The organism is Thermoanaerobacter sp. YS13 (genome assembly GCF_000806225.2).
GTDB lineage: Bacteria > Bacillota > Thermoanaerobacteria > Thermoanaerobacterales > Thermoanaerobacteraceae > Thermoanaerobacter > Thermoanaerobacter uzonensis.
The window spans coordinates 371,292-393,036 of sequence record NZ_JOOI01000001.1 but is presented as its reverse complement, the minus strand read 5'-3'; the positions used below and the strand labels follow the sequence as shown (position 1 = coordinate 393,036).

The following is a 21,745-nucleotide window of genomic DNA, read 5'->3' as shown; positions in this document are numbered from 1 at the left end:
ATTTAAGAGCCTCCTGGTTAAATTTCCATAATGATTGGCAATATCATAGGGTTTCTCTTAGTTTTTTCATATAAGAAGCTGCTTAAATTGTCTTTTATCATTGATTTTATAGTAGCCCATTCGCTAATTTCCTCTTTCTCACACTTTGATAACACATCTCTGACAATATTTTTGGATTCCTCCATTAAATCCTCCGATTCTCTCACATATACAAATCCTCTCGAAATTATGTCGGGACCCGCTATAATTCCTCCAGTCTCTTTAGAAATAGTAACCACTACTACTAACAAGCCATCTTGAGCCAAATGTTTTCTATCTCTTAAAACAATATTCCCCACATCCCCAACCCCCAAGCCATCTACTAAGACTTTGCCAGCTGTTACTGTCCCTGCAATTCTTCCGGAATTTTTTGTAAACTCTAACACTGTTCCATTATCTACCACAAAGATATTTTGGGGAGGCATTCCCAAAGTCTCTGCAAGCTTAGCATGCTGAACTAAATGTCTGTATTCCCCATGAACAGGAATAAAAAATTTAGGTTTTATTAATGTATGAAGTAACTTAATCTCTTCTTGACAGGCGTGACCCGATACGTGAATATCTGCCAATGCTTCATAAATTACATTGGCACCTTTTTTAAATAATTGGTTGATAACGCGAGAAATAAGTTTTTCATTTCCCGGAATAGCAGAAGCAGAAATTATCACTGTATCTCCCGGTACAATCTCTACCTTTTTATGCTCAGAAGAAGCCATCCTGGTAAGAGCTGACATAGGTTCTCCTTGACTGCCTGTCGTTATAATAACAACTTTATCATGGGGCAATTTATTGGCTTCATCAATATCAATCAAAAGGCCATCAGGAACAATTAAATAGCCTAATTCCATCGCTACATTAGCTACATTTAACATGCTTCTGCCTGAAATAGCAACCTTTCTTCCGTACTTGTGAGCAGAATCTATAATTTGTTGTACTCTGTGGATGTTAGAAGCAAAAGTTGCCACTATAATTCGCTGTTCTGCTTTCCTGAATAGATTGTCAAAAGTTTCTCCTACTGTCCTTTCTGACATGGTATAACCCGGTCTTTCAATATTAGTACTATCGCACAACATCACAAGTACCCCTTTTTCCCCTAACTGGGCAAAGCGGTGTAAGTCTGGTATTTCTCCCCCTATAGGAGTAAAGTCTATTTTGAAATCTCCCGAGTGGAAAACCGTCCCAACAGGAGTATGAATAGCTAAAGCCGCAGAATCTGCAATGCTATGAGAAGTTCTTACAAACTCCACTTTAAACTGACCAATTTCGATAATCTCTCTCGGCTTCACTGTTATCAATTTACTATCTTTTAAAATACCCTGTTCTTTTAACTTATATTCTACTAAACCTATAGTCAGACGAGTCCCATACACAGGAACATTAAGTTGTTTTAAGACATAGGGTAATGCCCCAATATGGTCTTCGTGACCATGAGTTAAAACAATTGCTCTCACTTTTTCCCGATTTTTCAATAAATAAGTAATGTCGGGAATGACAAGGTCTATTCCCAACATTTCATCATCTGGAAAAGCGAGACCGCAATCCACAACTATAATGTCATTTCCGAATTCAAAAACCGTCATGTTTTTGCCGATCTCATTTAACCCGCCCAACGGTATTATTTTGAGTTTTGCCTTGTGTGCCAAATACTTATCTCCTTTCATTAGATATTTTTAGCTTTAATTTTATTTTCCCCTAAAAACCCAAAAACACTTACCCGTACCTTACACCAGTTAATATAAATTATACTTTATTTGAAAAAATACTTCAACCCTGTTAATGTAAATTATTTCTCAAACAAAAGCTAATTTAATTATAATTCTTCCTACATTTGCTACAATAACCAAAGAATTTCACGTTGTGATCTATTATTTCAAAATCTTTAGTTTTTTCTATTGCCTCTTCTAAATTCTCCAAAAGGTCTCCTTCCATTTCTATAACTGCTCCACATTTCAAACAAATAAGATGATGATGCTGATGGTTTTCATTATGATATAGCTCGTATCTATTTCGACCATCGTCAAAATTTAATTTATAGACAATACCTAATTCCTCAAATAACTGAAGGGTCCTGTAAACTGTAGCAAGCCCTATTTCAGGATATTTTAACCTTACAAGGTCATATATTTCCTCAGATGAAAGATGTTTATTCCTATTTTCCATAATAACGTCCAATATCACACGCCTTTGAGTTGTCAACTTATATCCTTTATCTTTTAATTTTTCTTTAAATTTTTCAATTTCATTCATCTAAATCACCGCCAAATAATATCAACTACTATTAGTTTATGATATTCATTTTCAATTGTCAAACACTTTTTTGATTTTTTAGCAAATATCAAATTTTATATTAGAGAAAGATATTTCAATTGAGAATTTTATTTCCCTTTTACATAGAAATCAAATTTTGAGGATATATAAAATTAAGATATACCAAAGCGGTATATCTTAATTAAATTTCACTTTAATTTACTTTTCTTCATCAAAATCATCATCATAATACTCTTCATACTCTTCCATCAGCTCATTGTATGCTTCGACAGCATCATTGAACTCATCTTCGTCTTCAATCCCTACAAAAATATCATTGCCATTTTCATCTTGTTCCACTCTTAAGATGTAAGCATCTTCTCCATCACCATCGACAGGGACCACAACTGCATACCTGGTATCGTCAAGGTCAAATGATGCTACAAGTTCGAAATCTACTTCATGGCCGTGCTCGTCGATTAGCTGAATGATTTCTGGTTCCATACTATTTCACCTCAATTCTACTTCAAGATAATGTAATTGTATAACATACCAAAAAGACTGTCAAGTTTTTAATAAAAATTTATTTATTTTTTTGTGAATCTAAGTAGTTCTGAAGTATAAGAACTGCAGCCAGCTTATCAATTACTTCTTTTCTCTTTGCCTTACTTATATCAGCACTTTCTATTAAAACTCTCTCCGCTTCTACTGTAGTAAGCCTTTCATCCCATAATATTATTGGTATATTAATAGCTTCCTTCAAGCGTTCAACAAATCTCACAACTTTTTGTCCTTGTGGTCCCAAAGTCCCACTCATATTCTTAGGTAATCCTACAATTATCATTCCCACTTCATATTCATTTATTATTTGTTTTATTCTCTCAAAGTCTTTTTTGTTACTACTTCTTTTAATAGTAGTAAGTCCCTGTGCAATTGTGCCTGATAAGTCACTTATAGCGACTCCGATTGTTTTATCCCCAACATCTAAACTCATAATCCTCAAAAAAATCTCTCCATTCTAAAATTGCCTCACACAAAGTGAGGCAATTTCATTTTTCTTATTTTTGGGAAGACAAATACTCTCTCAAAAGTTCTTCTACTAATTCATCTCTTTCAATTTTTCTTATCAAATTTCTCGCATTTTTATGGCTGGTTATATAAGTAGGGTCCCCAGACAATATATAACCTACTATTTGATTAATTGGATTATAACCTTTTTCAGAAAGTGCTTCATACACTGCTATCAATATCTCTTTAACAGTTTTTCTATCAGTTGTAACGTGATACCTTTGAGTTTGTTCGTTTTTATCTACCATAATATATCACCTCTAGATACATTTAACTACCATCAACTTTATAATAACCTATATTTACTTGGCTAGTCAAGCTTTTCTCAATTTTTTAATTGTTCTTTTACAATCTCTATTACTTTGTTTAACGCTTCCTCCACCTTAAATGGATTTTTGCCTGTTCCTTGAGCCATGTCTGGTCTTCCACCGCCATTTCCTTCAGATACTTTGCACACTTCTTTAATAACAGCTCCTATATTTATTCCTTTTTGAACAACATCTTTAGTAGCCATACCGACAAATATAGCTTTTTCTGGGGCAGAAGATGCTAATACTATTACCGCAGTTTTTAATCTATCTTTTAAAATATCTCCCAATGCCTTCAAAGCCTCACTATCATAATCTTCAACCTTTGAAACTACTACTTTTATACCATCTAATGAAATAGCAGAATTGATTAAACTATTTGCCAAAATAGAAGCCATTTTTATTTTTAATTGTTCTATCTCTTTATCTTTTGCCTTTAAAACTTGCTGCAAACTCCCAATTTTTGAAATTATCTCTTTATCTTGGGCTTTTAATAAATCAGAAGCTTCTTTTAATATCTCTTCTTTTTCCTCTAAATATTTTATTGCGGCCAGTCCTGTTAAAGCTTCAATTCTTCTTAAACCTGCACCAACTGCAGTTTCAGATAGAATCTTAAAAATCCCTATTTCGTTAGTATTTTTAACATGAGTTCCACCGCAAAGTTCCATGCTGTAATCATCAATTTTTACAACCCTTACTTTATCCCCATACTTTTCTGTAAATAATGCAACAGCCCCTTCTTTTACTGCTTCATCATAAGTTTTTTCTTCAATATGCACATTTAAACTTTGGTATATCTTTTCATTAACCCTATTTTCTATTTGCTTCAACTCTTCTTTAGTCACCGCTTGATAATGTGAAAAATCAAACCTTAATCGATCATCAGCCACAAGAGAACCAGCCTGATGCACATGGTCTCCTAATATCTCCTTTAGGGCTTTATGAAGAAGATGAGTTGCAGTGTGGTTTCTTGCAGCATTCCTTCGACTTACCACATCAATTTGAGCTTTTACTTCATCTCCTACTGAAATTAAACCTCTTTCAATTGTTCCAATGTGTATAAACTTATCTCCTATTTTTTTACAGTCTTTTACTTTTATCAAAACATTTTCATTCTCTAGAGTTCCCTTGTCTCCTATCTGCCCACCACTTTCAGCATAGAAAGGAGTAACATCTAGTATGATACTCACACCATCTCCAGCTTCTGCTTCCTCAACAAGCTCTTCATCTTTTACAATAGCCAAAACTTTTGAATTGCTTTCATAGGTATCATATCCCACAAATTTTGTCTTAACATCTCCTAAAGTAGAATATATATCTTGTTCCCACAAACTATTATCTTCTTTTCTGCTACTCCTCGCTCTTATCCTTTGTTTCTCCAGCTCCTTTGTATATCCTTCTTCATCAACAGTAATGCCAGCTTCTTGCAAAATTTCTTTTGTTAAATCCAATGGGAACCCATAGGTATCATATAGTTTAAAAGCACTAGAACCTTCTAATACGGTTTTCCCTTGTACTTTTAGTTCGTTTATATAATCTTGTAAAATTGTAAGTCCTTGATCTATTGTCTCCTTAAATCTTTCTTCTTCCAGTTTGATTATTCGCTTTATATAGTCCTTTCTCTCAATTATTTCAGGATATGCCTCTCCATAATTTTCTATGACTGAATCTACCACTTTATACAAGAAGGTATCGTTTATCCCCAGCAATTTACCATGCCTCGCAGCCCTTCTTAAAAGCCTTCTCAAAACATAGCCTCTTCCTTCATTAGAAGGCAGAATTCCATCTGATATCATGAAAGTTATCCCTCTTATATGGTCAGTGATAACTCTCAAAGACACATCTTTTTCTGCATCTTTTCCATACTCTACTTCCGCAATCTTAGATACAAAATTAGTTATGCCCCTTATTACATCTACATCAAATATACTGTCGACTTCCTGCATTATTGTCGCTATTCTCTCAAGTCCCATGCCTGTGTCAATATTTGGATTAGGAAGCCTATGATAATTTCCTTGTTCATCCTTATTGAACTGAGTAAAAACTAAATTCCAAAATTCAATAAACCTATCGCAATCGCATCCAACTCCACAAGTAGGTTTCCCACAGCCTTTTTCTTCACCTCTATCAAAATAAATCTCTGAACAGGGGCCACAAGGTCCTGTACCAATCTCCCAGAAATTATCTTCTTTCCCCATCCTTACAATTCTTTCAGGAGGTAATCCAACTATTTTATTCCAAATCTCAAATGCTTCATCGTCTTCCTCATAAATTGATACCCATAACCTGTCAACTGGCAACTTCAAAATTTCCGTTACAAATTCCCAGGCCCACGGAATAGCTTCTTTTTTGAAATAATCACCAAAAGAAAAGTTACCCAACATTTCAAAAAAAGTGCCGTGACGTGCTGTTTTACCTACTCTTTCAATATCCGGAGTTCTTATACATCTTTGGCAAGTAGTTACTCGTTTGCTGGGGGGAGTTTCTTTTCCTGTAAAATAGGGTTTTAAAGGAGCCATCCCAGAATTAATTAATAATAAACTTTTATCATTTTTAGGAATTAGAGAAAAACTTGGTAGTCTGAGATGCCCTTTACTTTCAAAAAAGCTTAAAAATTTTTCTCTAATTTCGTTCATTCCGAGTTTTTCCATAAAAATCCTCCTTCTTGATACAATAAAAACCGTCCCAAATTTGGGGACGGGCTTTTACCCGCTCTTTTTTGAGTATATTATACAAGATTGAACATAGCAAGTCAATAACTGGTTTATTTCTCAATAAAAATTTCTGTTACAATAACTTTCCCTATTGCCACAACAGGAACAGATAATAAAAGTCCCCAGACGCCAAAAAGTTCTTCCCCTGCAATCAATGAAAAAATCACTGTAATTGGATGAAGTCCTACACTATCACTAATTATTTTAGGTGTTATAAAGACATTTTCTATTTGTTGCACTAAAAGACACACAAATAAAGCCCAAAAGCCTTTAGATAAAGAATCAAGGAGCCCTATTAAAACGGCAGGAACAATTGACAAGATAGGCCCTAGGTATGGAATTATATTTAATATTCCTGCCAATATTCCTATTAAAAAAGCATATTTAACTTTAATTAGAGAAAGGCCTATACTTGTAAAAATAGCAACAAAGATAGAAAGATATATTTGTGCTCTTATGTATTTACTCAAAATTTTGTCTATTTTTTTTAAAAGAGCGGAGAAACTACCATGATATTTGGCAGGAATTACTTTTTCAATTTCTTTTTTAAACAAATTTTTATCCTTTAAAAGATAAAAAGTAATAATCGGTATAATTATCACATCTATAATATCTTTTAATATTGCAACAGTAGATTTAAAAGCCATGTCGACACGGGAGGCAAAAAGATTATTTAGGACATTCAAATTTTTATCTAAAACTTTTTCAAATTGAGGTGGTAAATAAGAAAAATAGTTAAATTTTATTTGAAGCAAAATTTTTTGTAGTTCTTCAGTATAGAAAGGTATCATTTTTACAAAAATAACCATTTCATTTATCAACAAAGGGAGAATGTAAAAAGAAAAAAATAGTATTACCAAAGCAACAATTAAAAACACTAAAAGAATAGACAAAAAATTAGAAAAACCCTTTGAATTAAAAAATTTTACCATTGGATTTAATAAATAGGCTATTAAGGCGGAAACAAAAAAAGGGGAAAGTATATTTTTAATACTCACCCAATTCTTTATAAAAAAATATAATAAACCTATTGCACCAATGATTAAAAAAAGTAGATACACTTTTTTAACTTGCATTTTATCACCTGAAAAATCTATCTAACTTTTATTTTGTTCATTGTACGCCATATTTTTGTCATATTTTTTTCTATCATATCTTTATAACGTCTATACTTTTTCATATCTATTTTGGGAATTATATATGCAGCAGCTACTATTCCTGCCAAAAATCCTTTTATATATTTGTCTCTATTCATAAAAGCCCTCCTTTGAAATCTAAAAAAGTTTCTGCTTTTTATAGATTTCCCTCTTTAAAATAAAAAATGCACACTTTTTGTGTGCACTATCTCACCTTTTTCTCAATTATTCCTCCTCCTACTACTACATCTTTATCGTAAAAGACAGCTGATTGTCCTGGAGTTATAGCTCTTTGAGGTTTTAAAAATTTTACTAATACTTTACCTTCTTCATATGGCTTTATTATAGCCTCTTCTTCTTTAGCTGTATAGCGTATTTTTGCAGTTACCTTCATTTCCCTTTCAAGTTTTTTAATGGAAATAAAATTGTTATTTGAGGATATAAGCTCCTCTCCCCACACATCTTCTTGATGTCCAACAACAACCACATTGTTTTTCACATCTATATCCACGACGTATAAAGGTCTATCAGAAGATAAACCCAATCCTCTTCTCTGACCAATTGTATAGTGTATTATTCCCTTATGATACCCTAAAAATTTACCGTAAACATCTCTAAATTCTCCTGGCTTTATCTCATCTTTAACTTGCCTTTTTATAAATCCGCTGTAATCATTATCTGGGATAAAACAAATTTCTTGACTTTCTGGCTTTTTAGCAACAGGTAGCTTTAACTCCTCTGCCAAAGCTCTTATTTCTTCTTTTTTGTAATTTCCTAAAGGGAAAAGAGCATGTTCTAACTGCTTCTGTGTCAAACGATATAAGACATAGCTTTGATCCTTATAAGAATCTATACCTTTTTTTTAATAAATATCTTTTTGTTTTTTCATCATAGTCTTTTCTGACATAATGGCCTGTAGCAATGTAATAAGCTCCCAACTCAAATGCTTTCTCTAGAAGCTCTCCAAATTTTATTTGCTTATTACACAATACACAAGGATTAGGAGTCCTTCCTTTTAAATATTCATTGACAAAATAATTTACTATTTTATCGTAAAAGACTTCACTAAAATCAACTGTGTAATGAGGTATTAACAACATTTCTGCAACTTTTTTTGCATCTTGTATAGCTCTTAAAGAACAACAGTTCTTATTACTATCAAAAGCTTTGGCTTCATGGTCTACCCATACTTTCATTGTAAGGCCTATAACATCAAATCCTTCTTTTTTTAAAAGATATGCAGCTACAGAGCTATCTACTCCTCCACTCATTCCAATTACTACTCTATCGCTTATCTCCATATTATATATAAAATCCTCCCTTAAAAGTCCTAAAATTATTATTTCCCTAAATGTAATACATAAAAGAACTTTTTTGATTTAATCGCCTGTAATCATCCACCATATCCTGTAAAGTAATAGAGTCTATCACTTTATTTATACTGTCTCTTATTCTTTCCATCACCAACTTCGTCGGACAACCTCCTGCTCTGCTGCACTCAAAAGGAGTATCTTCCAAAACGCAATCTGCAGGAGCCAGTGATCCTTCCAATGTTCTTATCACATCTCCAACGGTTATCTTATCAGGAGGAGCTGCTAGCATATATCCTCCCTGTGCTCCTCTGACACTTTTCACAAGGTCAGCTTTTCTAAGGATTGCTATAAGTTGTTCTAGATAATGCTCAGAAAGTCCTTCATTTTCGGCAATTGTCTTTAAAGAAATGGGGCCTTCCCCGTAGTAAAGGGCTAATTCAAACATAGCTTGTATCCCATATCGTCCTTTTGTAGATAGTTTCACGATTATCCACCCCTGAATTCCTACTATTTTACCCGGATTTCAACAAAAAGAATACCACTTAAAAAAGTGGTTGTCAACACTTAATTTTCTATAATTCTTTTGCTTTATCTTGCAAAGAACCCGGCATTATTTGCATTAGTTCTATTCTATTTCCATCAGGGTCTTCTATCCAATATTGATAATTCCCATCTGCCCCCATCATAGGCTGCCCCTTTATTTCCAAGCCTCTCTTTTTTAGTTCTTCTAATGTAGCAAAAATATCATCTACATGTAGACACAAATGTTTAAACCCTATCCTTTCATCTTCATCTTTTCCCTTGTCTATCCCTCCTGGGAAAAGTTCAATAAATTGTCCTTCCACCACTTTTAAGTACACAAGCATTAATTCTCCATTTTCATGGTTAAGCCTAAAAGCTTCTTTTAGTCCCAATTTGCCACAGTAAAATTCTAAACTTTCATCAAGGTCTTTAACTTTGTAGGCTACATGTCCTAAACCTATTATCACACTAAAACCTCCCAAAAATATTATTCCTTTTTATTTTTATTATAACAGTTAAATTAATGTTTTTCATAATGCAAAAAGAGGCGCATTTTTTACGCCTCTTCAATGACTTTTTCTACATATTCAGATGTAGAACAGGATAAAATCCCTCCATATCTCAGCTTGAACTTTATTATATCTCCTACCTTATACGGAAATTGGGAATTTGTAACATTGACAATTAAATGGTCGCTGCTTGAACCTATTAATTCAATAGAGCTGTCTACAGGAATTAGGTCATTCATATTGACATCCTGTTTTCCTATAGCCAAAATTGCCCTTTTCATTATCCCTCTATCCACATATACTTGTCTTTCCCCAAAAGCATCCATTCCCAATATACCTCGTGGATAAGAAGGTTTTTCTTTTAATTCGACTATCTGTGCTTCTAAAGTAAATACATCGTCATAAGTATGGGGAATTCTGTCTCCAAAAGCCGTTTCCCTACCTAAGACAATAGCTTCTCCTATTCTAAGTTGCGTTATTCCTCTTGGTATAAGACCATTTTGAACTAAGTACAGACTGCTTGAGTTTCCTCCTGAGACTATATCTAAATTCAAGTTGAATTTTTTGTTGATAGAATTTTTTATTTCCACAAGCTCTTCTAGTATATCTGGCGTAGGGATAACTGAACCATAACAAGTTAAATTAGTACCTATTCCTCGAAATTTTATGCCTTCTAGTTTTACTATTTGTTCCACTATTGTAATAACATCCTCTTTCAATACACCCTCTCTCAAATCCCCCAAGTCTACCATTAAGATTATTTCATGAATTTTCCTTTGTTTTTTTGCCTCTTCTGATAGGTTCTTTATTGTGTCTATTTCTGAGTTTAGGCTTATATCTGAATATTTTATAACTTCTTCCACTTCACTTTTCATGGGAATTCGAAGAAACATTTTAGGTACCGGTATGTATTGCAATTTTTTCAAATTTTTAATTCGAGAATCTCCTAAGATTTCCACTCCACCTTTTACCATCGTATGTGCTACTTCTGGAATAGCACAAAAAACTTTTGTAACACCTACTACCTTTATATTTCTCTTTTCACACAAATTAACGATAGTTTGCGTATTTTCTCGAAGTTTTTCTAAGTTTATTCTCAACAAGGGATACACTTAATCTCACCCATTTCTAAATACATAAGCTACTTTTGATTAATTTCAAAGCTTCGTCAGGATATTTCTTAGACAAAACACCACAAGTCGCCATGATATAATCTCTGTCAATTAAAACTTTTGCCGATGAAGGAGGATAAAGCTCTTTTCCACTTCCATCATCATTATTTATATTTCCTAATAATTTTTCTCCTCCTTCAAGTCTTGAAAATATTCCACCGGTACCTATTATCCATTTAACATTTGTCAAATCTCTTCCTTCCGCATAAAAGGTTCTTCCTGTAGGTCCAAAATAACTGCTTAATTTACCTGCGTGACGTTTTACTGCCACTTCTAATGCCTTGTTTGCAAGATATAACACAAACTCTTTTTCTTCTTTTTTTTGTGGTATTGGCTTTATATTGTTTATTAGTTCATCTGCATTGCTGAATTTTTTATATATATCCTCTCCGCACAAATCAAATAAATTTCTTGAATTAACAAAAACCCCTAAATCACCCTCTACTGTGCGTTTAGCCAAAGGCTCTGGATTTACAGTTATTTTTTGTATTTCATCGCTTCCTTCAGTAACAGAATGAACATCTGTAGTAGCTCCACCTATATCGACTGCCATCAAATCACCTATGTCATTGTAAAGAAGTATAGCACATTCCATGACAGCACCTGGCGTTGGGATTATATTTCCTGTCACCAATTCTTTTACTTTACTCATACCTGGCGCTGTTACAATATGCTTTTCAAAAACTTTCTGAATCATTTTTCTTGTCGGTTCTACATTTAAATTGTCAATTGATGGATAAACATTGTCTACAATGTATACTTCCTGACCGGCTTCTTGAAAAATGTAGGAAATTTCCTCTCTATTTTCTATGTTGCCTGCATAAATTACTGGCACATTCAACTTTAATTCTGCCAATTTTTCTCCATTATAAAGAGCAGTTTCTCTATCTCCATAATCCACTCCACCTGCTAAAAGTATTATGTTTGGTTTTATTTGTTTTATTTTTTCTAAATCCGTTCTTCTCAGTTTTCCTGCTGTTATAAGTTTTATATTGGCTCCTGCTCCAAGTGCAGCCTCTTTAGCCGCCCTTACAGTCATGTCGTAGACTAAGCCATGTACAGTCATTTTGAGGCCACCAGCAGCACTGCTACAAGCAAGCATCTCACTATATACAAAATCTCCAATTTTATCTTTTAAATCCTCAATAGCCCCCTCAAGGCCAATATTCACATCCCCATCTAAGACTGTGGTAGGAGCCATCCCCTGACCTATAAAAACAGGATCACTGCCCAGAACAAAAGCATTTACAGTTGTCGTAGTACTTCCAATCTCAGCTACAAGTATGTCAATTGTTTTCTTCATTTTCCTTTTCCCTTCTTTTTTTAACCAAAAAACTTGCCACTTGATTTCCTTTTGTGCCTCTTCCAAATCCTGCATCAAAGCCAACACTTTTAGCAAGGTCGTTTGTAATTTGCGTACCTCCACCTACTAAAATTACTTTATCCCTTATTCCCTTTTCTACACAGAGGTCGTGAATTTTTTTCATATTTTTTATATGGACATCATCATGGGTTATTATAGTACTAACTAAAATAGCATCAGCATTTTCCTCTATAGCTGCATCAACTAACTTTTCTACAGGACAAGAAGTACCAAGGTAAGTAAATTTTATGCCATATTTTTCAATTCCGCCGTGTTTTATATCCAAAATCTCTCTTAAGCCCACAGAATGCTCATCATTTCCTACAGTTGCAGCAACCACCTTCATAGACTTTCTCTTAATATCTTCTTCTATTTCCTCATCTGAAAGTATTTCCTCTTGCGGCGGTATTTCTAATTCATTTTTGCCAATAGAAAATTGAATACGCCCTCTTACTTCCACGTACGTTCCCTCTGCAGGATGCATTGGAAGTTTACCTAAAACGACTACATCAGTAAGCCCTAACTCTTCTGCGTATTTAATAGCAGCATATTCAGCAGTCCTTTCATCTACAGGCAAAAATAGATTCATACTTATTATCCCGTCTCCTGCCCATTCAACTTCTGGTTTTATTTTATCTCCTTTTCTATACTCAACAGTTTCTTTCAATCTATTTTCTACATTGTCATTCTCATCTAATTCGTCTATATATTGGATTTTCTCATGCTTGCAAAGAGTACACCCATCTATTAAATCGCAAGGTTTATTAAGCCCTTCTGGCAAATTGTTATATCCAAAGTGAGAGCATACTGGTGCAATATAGTCTTTATCTCTTTTGTAAACAGTACCGGCGCCAATACCGCCATTTATAGTTCTTACAATGCCATCTCCATTTCTCTCTGGATAATAGCCTGAATCCACAAAGAAATCTTCTTCTACTGCCTTAAAGTATCCTCCAACTTCTAAAATTTCCTCCATAAAGAGAATAGCTCTCATTTTTAGTTCTCTGACTTTTTTCCCTAGCTCCCCATCAAAATTGAGTTTTACCATCTCTTTTAGACCGTCCATACCTATAAGGGCTTGTTTAGCAGTGTTTATCGCGTTGATATTGTTGTAATGCCATGGAACATTTCTTCCTTCATCAGGAGTAATAGTACTTTGTATATCGGCCGAAGTCAATCGAGATATTAAAAGGTTAAGCACATGTGTTACAGTTGCTTCTCTCATATCGTGTTCGATATACTTTGTGTTCATCTGGGCCCTCATTTTATAATCTTTAAAAAGCTGCCTCAAAGCTACTGCATACGGCAAATCCAAACGTATGGAAGGAGTTGGTGGAGCATTTGGTGGCACTGTAGATAAGGCTATGTTTTCTGGTTTCATTCCTACTTTTCTCGAATAAAGTGTATTTATAGCGTGCTGAACTAAAAGTTCAGGCATAACTTTCCATCCATATTTTGCTGTTGCATTGGCATTGTGAGCACCATCAATTTGAAGTATATTAGCATCTGCCATTATTTTTTTAGCAACTGCTGCATCTACAAAAGACCTTACCATGTTTATATTTCTATAAAGGACATTGTACTGAGGGTCTTGATGGGCACCATTTACCCCTTCTTCAGCGAACATAACAGCTACTTCAGGACCGGCTATCCCACTTACATAAGAGTGAAAGTTTATAGGCCTACCGACCTCATCTTCAATTAAATCCAATGCTTTTCTCGTCGCTCTTATTTGTTTTCTCGAAATAGGAACTCCTCCTACACCTTCAGGTGTTCCTTCAATGAGTCCATCAAAATGGCTTTGTCCTAACGTTCTAATAACCATTATGTGGTCTGCTCCATGCCATGCTGCCATTCTCATGCGCCTTATATCATCTTCAAACCTTCCTGAAGCTATTTCTGTGGTTATCACACAATCTGGCTGAGGGTCAATGTTTCCAAAGTGTTTTGCAGCAGGTAAAGGAATACTGTTTTTAAGTGGTTTTGAAACCTGATAATACTCAAAATCGCCAATTTTGTGTTCACCTACATCCTCTCTCCAGTGCCATCCTCTTCTCCTAGGCACATATTTGTCCAAATCCTTCAAAATTTCTTCAATATCTATTTTTTTATCCTTTTCAAGCTTCATTTTTATTAGCCTCCCTTGCTATATCATCAAGCACCTCCAGATACTCTCCATTAGCTATGGATTTTCCGGCAGTGAGGTAATCCTTTTTAACCCTTTCTGCAACTTTCAACACAATATTTCCTGCTCCTTTTGGCAAAAGCCCTCTTTCCTCAATTCTGTTTACAATCTCCTTTGCCTCAATACTAGAAAAACCCATTCGTAAAAGCACAGAACGCTCAATAGATGGAGATGTGTGATAATATGCCAACTCTATCAAAGGATCTACAATTTTTTCTGCCAATTTCCAGAAATATGCGTCTAATTCTTCATCTGTCATGTGCTTTAAGTGTTTGCTTCTTGTTTCAAAATCATCTTCTCGTCTCATACTAACCCTCCCTTCTGTAATTCTGAAATTACTTCTTTCACAAATTCTTCACTGGACTTAGTATCTTCTGCTAAAAACTTGATGTCCTCCTCTTTAGGCATTATTCCAAAATGTTGGACACAGTTTTTAATATAGGATTTTTTCAAATTTGAAAGATTGACTTCTCTTGCCTTTATCATAGAAGGATGTTCAGGCAAAATTATATTTTGTCCTGGTATCTCATCATCAGGATTTCCTACTAGAATTTTTATGCCGTTTTGCATAGCAAAAGTAAGCTGAGCCGTTGGATTTTTACCTGCCCCTGTATACTCTGTCTCCTGTACCACTATTATCTGGTCATTTTCCATTTGCTGTGCCAAACTGAAAGCTGCCGCTAAAGAGGTATTCCCCGCTGGTCCTCTTTCTAAACCTTCTAATTGAGCTAAAAGCTCTGTCATGTAAAAGACTTCCCCTTGCTTGACAAGGTAATACCCATCCATGTACCTTAAAGGCCTTGCAGCATTTCGAGGCACATCTGCTCTATCCGGCCAAGTCACAAAAGGAATTCCAAATCCTGTATGTCCCGTCGTAAAAGACTTTCTATTAAAATCTTTATCTGAGGCCATGTGAAGTCCTGTCAAATCAACACTTGCTCCGCACACCTTTGTATGAGTATCTCCTGCTTTTATAAGTCCTCTCGCAGTACCTGTCAAATTGCCTCCACCGGCATGGGTGGCCACAACAACATCGGGAAATTTGCCAGTCCTCTCTTTTACTTGCTGAGCTATTTCATATCCCAATGTTTCAATACCAGCAACTCCAAAAGGAGTGTACAAAGAAGCATTAAAATATCCCGTCTCTTCTAATAACATCAAGTTTACATAAAATAATTCCGGTCCAATAGTTAATTGTACCACTTCTGCACCAAATGTTTCACATTTTCTTCCTTTTTCCAATATCTCTGGCTGCCCTATGCCTCTGCTATCATACGCTTCTTGAACGACAATGCATTTTAAACCTTTCATGGCAGCTTGTGAAGCCACTGCTGCTCCGTAATTACCACTAGTAGCAGCTATGACTCCCTTATATCCCTTTTGTTTTGCGTGATATATAGAAACACTAGCCCGCCTTTCTTTAAAGCTTCCTGAAGGGTTACAAGCTTCATCTTTTATAAAAATTCTGGCAGCTTTTCCTGTTGGTGAAACTTTTCTCGCTAATTCTGTTAAATTTTTAAGCTCTATAAGTGGAGTATTCCCTACATTTGCTTCTCTTTGTATTTTAATAATCTCTTCTAATGTATAGCCTGTTTCCTTCATCATTCTTTCATAATCAAAAGCAATTCCACCTGATTCAAATCTCTCATAATCTATTCCTAAAGATTTTTTCATTATTTCGTTTTTCCTTGCCATTATTTCCTTATACCTACTCATTCTCTTCACCGCCATACAATATCTCTCTTGCTTTCATCCCTGCTTTTATAAGTTCAGAAATTGGATTACCAAAATCGTGAATATGCCGTGGATTTACTTCTACTAAAACTCCCTCTACCATTCTACCTGTAAAGGTTTTTATTTTAACTGTATCCCCAATCTCTCCATCCTCTAAAAGTAAACCTTTAACCCACATTGTCAAGGGAGTCTGTTTTGTATCTTGAGGTATATTTTCAGCTCTTTCCGCTGGTTCTAAAATTACCTGTTTAATTTTTACCCAATCGCCTTTTTGAGCCATTTTATCTCCTCCTAATCATATCCCTTGCATCACCCATAATAGCTCTAGGTACAGGCAAATCTAACATTGTAACAAGACCCGGCGCTGCGTTTATAACATGAGGTATCATATTGACACAAAGAGCAATAGTACCTAGGCCTCCAGGTATCTCAGGATTTATAGACAACTTTATATTTGGAGTTCCTTTAATCTCAATATAGTCTCCAGTCTCTACTCCTTCTTTGTCAGGTAATATCTGCTGCGGATGTTCCAATTCTATTTTTACCTCTCCATCTACCTTTCCATACCCTATTTGGCGACATCCAGCAACATAACCTGGCTCAACTCTTGCATAAGGGGTCTCTCTATAAGTTTTAGAAACTATAGGCTGTCTTGTCTGCTCAATACTTGAAAGTTTCCAGCCTAAAGCATCGCAAATCATTGAGATGGACTCCGGAAATCCTATGTGCCCTGTAACAGTACCATTTTTCACACCTTCTTCAAATTCCTCTGGAGTGAGGCCTACTCCTTGTTCTTCCATAACAGCTTTTCCAAAGGGAGATAAGTCATTAATTCTTGCTGCTTTAATGGAATCAACATTTACGCAAACTCCAGTCAGTGTAATAATTAAATAGTCTAATACAAATCCCGGATTTATTCCTGTACCTAAAACAGATACGCCATTTTCTCTTGCAAGTCTGTCAATTTTTTTGGCTAATTCCGGATGTTGGGCAGAAGGATATGACATCTCCTCAGCAGTTGTAATAACATTGATGCCATTTTTTACCGCCAATTTAATGAGTGGGAAAACCTTTTCTACATATGAGGATGTAGCAATAACCGCTATATCAGCACTTCCTTTTTTTATAACATCTTGAGGTTCAGAAGTTATGTAAACAGGTTTAGAATTTGTTCCTAAAATTTCATTTAAATCCTTTCCTATTTTATTTGGATCTGTATCAATTGCTCCAACTATTTCCATTCCTTTTTTAGAAAGTATCATGTTAGCAATGCCGCTTCCCATTGCACCAAGTCCCCATACTACCACTTTTATGTTTTCCATTATATCACCTCTAAAAATTTTCTCTACATCTATATTGTATACATTTACTTAAGTTAAATAAAAGCTTTTACATTCCTTAAAAAACGAAGAAAACCCAATTTAATATTGGGTTTTCTTCGTTTTACAAAAGTATGCCTTAATATGGTTCGATTTTCGTAATTTTTTGGAAAATTAAGCAATTATTTTTATATTTATTCAAAGATAAAGTCAAAATCCTGCATAATATGCAGGATTTTTAATTGCCCAGATGTTTTTCTAAAAATTTTACAAAGTCTGCTTTAGGTCTTGCTCCTATTATCTTATCTACCATTTTACCATTTTTGAAAAGTCCTATTGTAGGTATGCTCATTATCCTAAACTGCATTGCCAGTTCATTTTCTTCGTCTACGTTGACTTTTCCTACTTTAATCTTTCCTTTATACTCTTTTGCTAGTTCATCAATTATGGGAGCAACTAATCTACAAGGAGCGCACCATTCAGCCCAAAAATCTATCAATACTGGTACATCAGAATTTACAACTTCTTCTTCAAAATTATCATATGTAATTTCTACTTCAAGGGGCTCTTCTGACTTTGTAGTATCTTCATTTAGATACTTTTCAATGAATCTCACAAAATCTGCTTTAGGTCTTGCTCCTATAAGTTTACCTACCATTTTACCATTCTTGAAAAGCCCTATTGTGGGTATACTCATTATTCTAAATTTCATTGCTAATTCATTTTCTTCATCAACATTAATTTTACCTACTTTGATTTTTCCTTCATATTCTTTCGCTAATTCGTCAATTATTGGAGCCACCATTCTACAAGGCATACACCATTCAGCCCAAAAATCTATCAATACTGGTACGTCCGAATTTACAACTTCTTCTTCAAAATTTTCAAGTGTAATAACTAATTCTGCCATAAAACCACTCCTATACTTTTATTTCATTTTTATTTTTATACAAAGCAATTGCTTTATACATTTTATATTATAAAACAAATTGCTCACAAAACCTAACTTTTAAAGTCATTTCATAAATTTTATAAATGTTTCAACTAATTCCTCTATCATATCATCCTGCTTTTCAGTACAGATCGCTCCCTTTACACAGCTGGTAGTATAGCTTTTAAGAAGAATTTTACCAACGCTATTTATCGCAGACCTAACAGCAGCTACTTGTACCAGTACATCTACACAATGGGCGTCATTTTCAATCATTTTTTGTATGCCTTTTACTTGTCCTTCAATTTTTCTTAATCTTCTCAATAAATCTTCTTTGCTTTCTTGGTACATACTATACCTCCCAACCCCATCGGGGTATCCAAAGAATAGTATAAAAGTTTTTCAGAGATATGTCAATAGCCTTTTGTTATTTTTTTAATAAATCCTTAACTACCTCTGCAGCAAGTATGAGGCCGACAGCAGAAGGCACAAAAGAAATACTGCCAGGTACTGGTTTCGACATTTTTCTCTTTTCATTTTCATAAAAATTTTTTATAGGCTCTTCTTTAGAATACACCACTTTTAAAGATTTAATACCTCTTTTCTTAAGTTCTCTTCTTATTACTTTTGCTAAAGGACATACACTTGTTTGATAAATATCTGCCACTTCAAATTTTGTAGGATCTAATTTATTTCCTGCTCCCATACTGCTAATTATAGGTATACCCAATAAAGTGCATTTCACTATTAAATCCACTTTTGAAGATACTCTGTCAATTGCATCAATTACATAATCGTATTCTTTTGATAATAGTTTATCACTATTGTCGCTGGAGTAAAATTCTTTGAAAGTAAAAACCTGGGCTTGTGGATTTATCTCTAATATCCTGTCTTTCATTACATCAACTTTAGGTTTACCTATCGTACGAGTGGTAGCATGTATTTGCCTGTTTACATTTGTAACACATACATCGTCTCCATCTATTAAAACCAATTTTCCAATTCCTGCTCTTACTAAAGCTTCAACAGCAAAAGAGCCTACTCCTCCTATTCCAAAAACAGCAACGGTACTGTTTTTAAGTTTTAAAAGTCCTTCTTTTCCTATTAAAAGCTCTGTGCGTGAAAAAATGTCCACACTTTTCCCTCCATAAAAAAACCCCCATAGTGCCGTGCTTCCCGGTAGTTCTTGAACCCGTCCTCACAACGTGGGTGCCCTCTTGGCAGCTTCATGTTTCCGTTCGAAGACGGCCTACATTCTACTGCCAAAGCCCAGGCTCCCTTATTATTGGTGTTGGCTCAAACTTTCACCGGACCTCACGCACACCACAGGGCTTTTCAACTTTATTTATATTTCTATATAAATAATAGCACAAAAGCCTCTATTTTTCAACTGGTAAACGTTTATAGGTCTACCTTTATGTGCAATTCCTTTAACTGCTCTTCTGAAACCTCAGAAGGAGCATCTGTCATCAAGCACACTGCATTTTGAGTCTTTGGAAATGCAATTACATCCCTTATGGTGTCGCTACTTGTTATAATCATTGCAAGCCTATCCAATCCATAAGCTATACCCCCATGGGGAGGAGCACCGTATTTGAAAGCCTCCATCAAAAATCCAAATCTTTCCCACGCTTTTTCTTCGCTAAATCCTAAAACTTTAAACATTCTTTTTTGAAGTTCTGTATCGTGTATCCTTATACTGCCTCCACCAATCTCTGTACCATTTAAAACTATGTCATAAGCCTTTGCCCTGACTTTTAAAGGTTCCTTTTCCAGTAGCTCTATATCTTCATCTTTAGGAGCAGTAAAAGGATGGTGCTTTGCTACATACCTTTTTTCTTCTTCGTCGTACTCTAAAAGCGGAAAATCTACTATCCAAACAAACTCATATTTATTCTCATCAATTAAATTAAATCTCTTGCCAATCTCTAGCCTCAAATGAGCTAAAGTATCAAAAACTATTTCATCTTTGTCTGCCACAATTAATAGTAAATCTCCGGCTTCTGCCTCAAGTCTATCGAGTATTTTCTTCATTTCTTCTTTACTTAAAAATTTAGTAGCAGGAGATTTCACTTCATTTTCAAAAACCTGCATCCACAAAAGTCCTTTAGCACCATAAGTCTTTGCAAACTCTACTAATTCGTCCAACTGTCTTCTTGGCATAGAAGCAGCACCTTTTACATTTATACCTCTCACAGAACCGTTATTTTTTAAAGCAGTCTTAAACACATTAAATTCTGATTGTGCCACTATATCAGATAAATCCTTAAGTTCCATTCCAAACCTCAAGTCTGGTTTATCTGTCCCAAATCTCTCCATAGATTCTTGATAAGATAATCTTTTAAAAGGAATTGGTACATCAATGCCTAAAGTCTCTTTAAATATCTCTGCAATCATTTTTTCGTTAATTTTCAAAACATCTTCTACTTCTACAAAAGACATTTCTATATCTATTTGTGTAAACTCTGGTTGCCTATCTGCTCTTAAATCTTCATCTCTTAAACATTTAGCTATTTGGTAATACTTATCAAATCCAGAAATCATAAGAAGTTGTTTGAATATTTGAGGAGATTGAGGCAAAGCATAAAATTTCCCTGGATAAATTCTACTTGGTACAAGGTAATCTCTTGCACCTTCTGGCGTACTTTTAATTAAAAGAGGTGTTTCTATCTCTATAAAACCATTTTTGTTTAAAAAGGCACGAACCACTTTAGTTATTTTAAACCGAGTCATTAAATTTTGTTGCATTGAAGGCCTTCTCAAATCTAAGTATCTGTATTTCAACCTTATAGCCTCTGATACATTGCTCCTATCCTCTATTGGAAAAGGCGGAGTCTCTGATTTGCTTAAAATTTTTAAAGTATTGGCATGTATTTCAATTTCTCCTGTAGAAATTTTGGGATTTACATTTTCCGGAGCCCTTTTTACCACTTTTCCCTCTATTGCCAGTACATATTCACTTCTTACGCTTTGCACTTTTTCAAAGGCTTCAGAAGAAACCTCATTGCTAAAAACCACCTGCACAATGCCTGTTCTATCTCTTAAATCTATAAATACTAATCCTCCATGGTCTCTTCTCCTTTGCACCCATCCCATTACTACAACTGACTTATCTACGTCTTCAACTGTCAATTCTCCACACATGTGAGTTCTTTTAAGGCCATTTAATTGTTCTCCCATTTAAC

At 34.7% G+C, this 21,745-nt stretch carries 21 protein-coding genes, 1 other RNA gene and 2 pseudogenes; all 24 read right to left on the bottom strand.

Going from position 1 to position 21,745, the window contains the following annotated elements; genetic code table 11:
* Positions 1 to 17: 17 nt before the first annotated feature.
* The 24 genes and pseudogenes from THYS13_RS01970 to aspS all read right to left on the bottom strand — a co-directional run bounded on the left by THYS13_RS01970 (position 18) and on the right by aspS (position 21,740).
* Positions 18 to 1,700 carry a ribonuclease J gene (locus THYS13_RS01970; RefSeq protein WP_042832914.1) on the bottom strand — a complete coding sequence of 561 codons (1,683 nt, stop codon included), beginning with the start codon at positions 1,698 to 1,700 and terminating at the stop codon, positions 18 to 20.
* A 145-nt stretch (positions 1,701 to 1,845) separates the two neighbouring features.
* Positions 1,846 to 2,286 carry a Fur family transcriptional regulator gene (locus tag THYS13_RS01965; protein ID WP_042832913.1) on the bottom strand — a complete coding sequence of 147 codons (441 nt, stop codon included), beginning with the start codon at positions 2,284 to 2,286 and terminating at the stop codon, positions 1,846 to 1,848.
* Positions 2,287 to 2,505: 219 nt separating this feature from the next.
* A complete protein-coding gene (locus tag THYS13_RS01960) occupies positions 2,506 to 2,790 on the bottom strand; it encodes a DUF1292 domain-containing protein (RefSeq protein ID WP_014062789.1) in 285 nt (94 codons plus the stop codon).
* Positions 2,791 to 2,869: 79 nt separating this feature from the next.
* The gene (gene ruvX, locus THYS13_RS01955) at positions 2,870 to 3,289 is read right to left on the bottom strand and encodes a Holliday junction resolvase RuvX (RefSeq protein ID WP_042832912.1); all 420 of its coding nucleotides are present in this window, start codon (positions 3,287 to 3,289) and stop codon (positions 2,870 to 2,872) included.
* A 55-nt stretch (positions 3,290 to 3,344) separates the two neighbouring features.
* The gene (locus THYS13_RS01950) at positions 3,345 to 3,602 is read right to left on the bottom strand and encodes an IreB family regulatory phosphoprotein (protein ID WP_042832911.1); all 258 of its coding nucleotides are present in this window, start codon (positions 3,600 to 3,602) and stop codon (positions 3,345 to 3,347) included.
* Between the two features lie 77 nt (positions 3,603 to 3,679).
* Positions 3,680 to 6,313: an alanine--tRNA ligase gene (gene alaS / locus THYS13_RS01945; RefSeq protein WP_042832910.1), complete on the bottom strand. Its 2,634-nt coding sequence runs from the start codon at positions 6,311 to 6,313 to the stop codon at positions 3,680 to 3,682.
* 113 nt (positions 6,314 to 6,426) lie between these two features.
* Complete coding sequence (locus THYS13_RS01940) at positions 6,427 to 7,452, bottom strand: AI-2E family transporter (protein WP_042832909.1); 1,026 nt, start codon at positions 7,450 to 7,452, stop codon at positions 6,427 to 6,429.
* A 17-nt stretch (positions 7,453 to 7,469) separates the two neighbouring features.
* Positions 7,470 to 7,631 carry a hypothetical protein gene (locus THYS13_RS14355; protein WP_201035644.1) on the bottom strand — a complete coding sequence of 54 codons (162 nt, stop codon included), beginning with the start codon at positions 7,629 to 7,631 and terminating at the stop codon, positions 7,470 to 7,472.
* A gap of 86 nt (positions 7,632 to 7,717) precedes the next feature.
* Positions 7,718 to 8,813 (bottom strand): annotated as a pseudogene (gene mnmA, locus THYS13_RS01935) (tRNA 2-thiouridine(34) synthase MnmA).
* A 46-nt stretch (positions 8,814 to 8,859) separates the two neighbouring features.
* Positions 8,860 to 9,309, bottom strand: coding sequence for an Rrf2 family transcriptional regulator (locus tag THYS13_RS01930; RefSeq protein WP_042832908.1), 450 nt, complete (start codon positions 9,307 to 9,309; stop codon positions 8,860 to 8,862).
* 88 nt (positions 9,310 to 9,397) lie between these two features.
* Positions 9,398 to 9,814: a VOC family protein gene (locus THYS13_RS01925; protein WP_042832907.1), complete on the bottom strand. Its 417-nt coding sequence runs from the start codon at positions 9,812 to 9,814 to the stop codon at positions 9,398 to 9,400.
* Between the two features lie 89 nt (positions 9,815 to 9,903).
* Entirely contained in the window at positions 9,904 to 10,968 is a 1,065-nt protein-coding gene (orr, locus tag THYS13_RS01920; RefSeq protein ID WP_042832906.1) for an ornithine racemase Orr, read from the bottom strand.
* A gap of 16 nt (positions 10,969 to 10,984) precedes the next feature.
* On the bottom strand, positions 10,985 to 12,331 hold the full coding sequence (locus tag THYS13_RS01915) for a GlmL-related ornithine degradation protein (RefSeq protein ID WP_042833916.1): 1,347 nt from the start codon (positions 12,329 to 12,331) through the stop codon (positions 10,985 to 10,987).
* Entirely contained in the window at positions 12,315 to 14,519 is a 2,205-nt protein-coding gene (gene oraE / locus THYS13_RS01910; RefSeq protein WP_042832905.1) for a D-ornithine 4,5-aminomutase subunit OraE, read from the bottom strand. The genes THYS13_RS01915 and oraE overlap by 17 nt, the downstream gene beginning before the upstream one ends.
* Positions 14,509 to 14,883: an ornithine aminomutase subunit alpha gene (locus THYS13_RS01905; RefSeq protein ID WP_042832904.1), complete on the bottom strand. Its 375-nt coding sequence runs from the start codon at positions 14,881 to 14,883 to the stop codon at positions 14,509 to 14,511. Before THYS13_RS01905 ends, oraE begins: the two co-directional genes overlap by 11 nt.
* The gene (ortB, locus tag THYS13_RS01900; protein ID WP_042832903.1) at positions 14,880 to 16,292 is read right to left on the bottom strand and encodes a 2-amino-4-oxopentanoate thiolase subunit OrtB; all 1,413 of its coding nucleotides are present in this window, start codon (positions 16,290 to 16,292) and stop codon (positions 14,880 to 14,882) included. Before ortB ends, THYS13_RS01905 begins: the two co-directional genes overlap by 4 nt.
* Complete coding sequence (gene ortA / locus THYS13_RS01895) at positions 16,285 to 16,590, bottom strand: 2-amino-4-oxopentanoate thiolase subunit OrtA (RefSeq protein WP_042832902.1); 306 nt, start codon at positions 16,588 to 16,590, stop codon at positions 16,285 to 16,287. Before ortA ends, ortB begins: the two co-directional genes overlap by 8 nt.
* Before the next feature lies 1 nt (position 16,591).
* Positions 16,592 to 17,632, bottom strand: coding sequence for a 2,4-diaminopentanoate dehydrogenase (gene ord, locus THYS13_RS01890; protein ID WP_042832901.1), 1,041 nt, complete (start codon positions 17,630 to 17,632; stop codon positions 16,592 to 16,594).
* 235 nt (positions 17,633 to 17,867) lie between these two features.
* Positions 17,868 to 18,236 carry a thioredoxin gene (gene trxA, locus THYS13_RS14530; protein WP_052210499.1) on the bottom strand — a complete coding sequence of 123 codons (369 nt, stop codon included), beginning with the start codon at positions 18,234 to 18,236 and terminating at the stop codon, positions 17,868 to 17,870.
* Positions 18,222 to 18,539, bottom strand: a pseudogene (trxA, locus tag THYS13_RS14525) (thioredoxin); the annotation flags it as partial. The gene trxA (THYS13_RS14530) and the pseudogene trxA (THYS13_RS14525), both read right to left, overlap by 15 nt.
* 105 nt (positions 18,540 to 18,644) lie before the next feature.
* Positions 18,645 to 18,911 (bottom strand): metal-sensitive transcriptional regulator, encoded by a 267-nt coding sequence (locus tag THYS13_RS01875; RefSeq protein ID WP_042832900.1) that lies wholly within the window; start codon positions 18,909 to 18,911, stop codon positions 18,645 to 18,647.
* A 76-nt stretch (positions 18,912 to 18,987) separates the two neighbouring features.
* Positions 18,988 to 19,695 carry a ThiF family adenylyltransferase gene (locus THYS13_RS01870; protein WP_042832899.1) on the bottom strand — a complete coding sequence of 236 codons (708 nt, stop codon included), beginning with the start codon at positions 19,693 to 19,695 and terminating at the stop codon, positions 18,988 to 18,990.
* Between the two features lie 17 nt (positions 19,696 to 19,712).
* Positions 19,713 to 19,895: non-coding RNA, 6S RNA (gene ssrS / locus THYS13_RS01865), on the bottom strand.
* 66 nt (positions 19,896 to 19,961) lie between these two features.
* Positions 19,962 to 21,740, bottom strand: a complete 1,779-nt coding sequence (aspS, locus tag THYS13_RS01860; protein WP_042832898.1) for an aspartate--tRNA ligase — start codon at positions 21,738 to 21,740, stop codon at positions 19,962 to 19,964.
* Positions 21,741 to 21,745 lie beyond the last annotated feature (5 nt).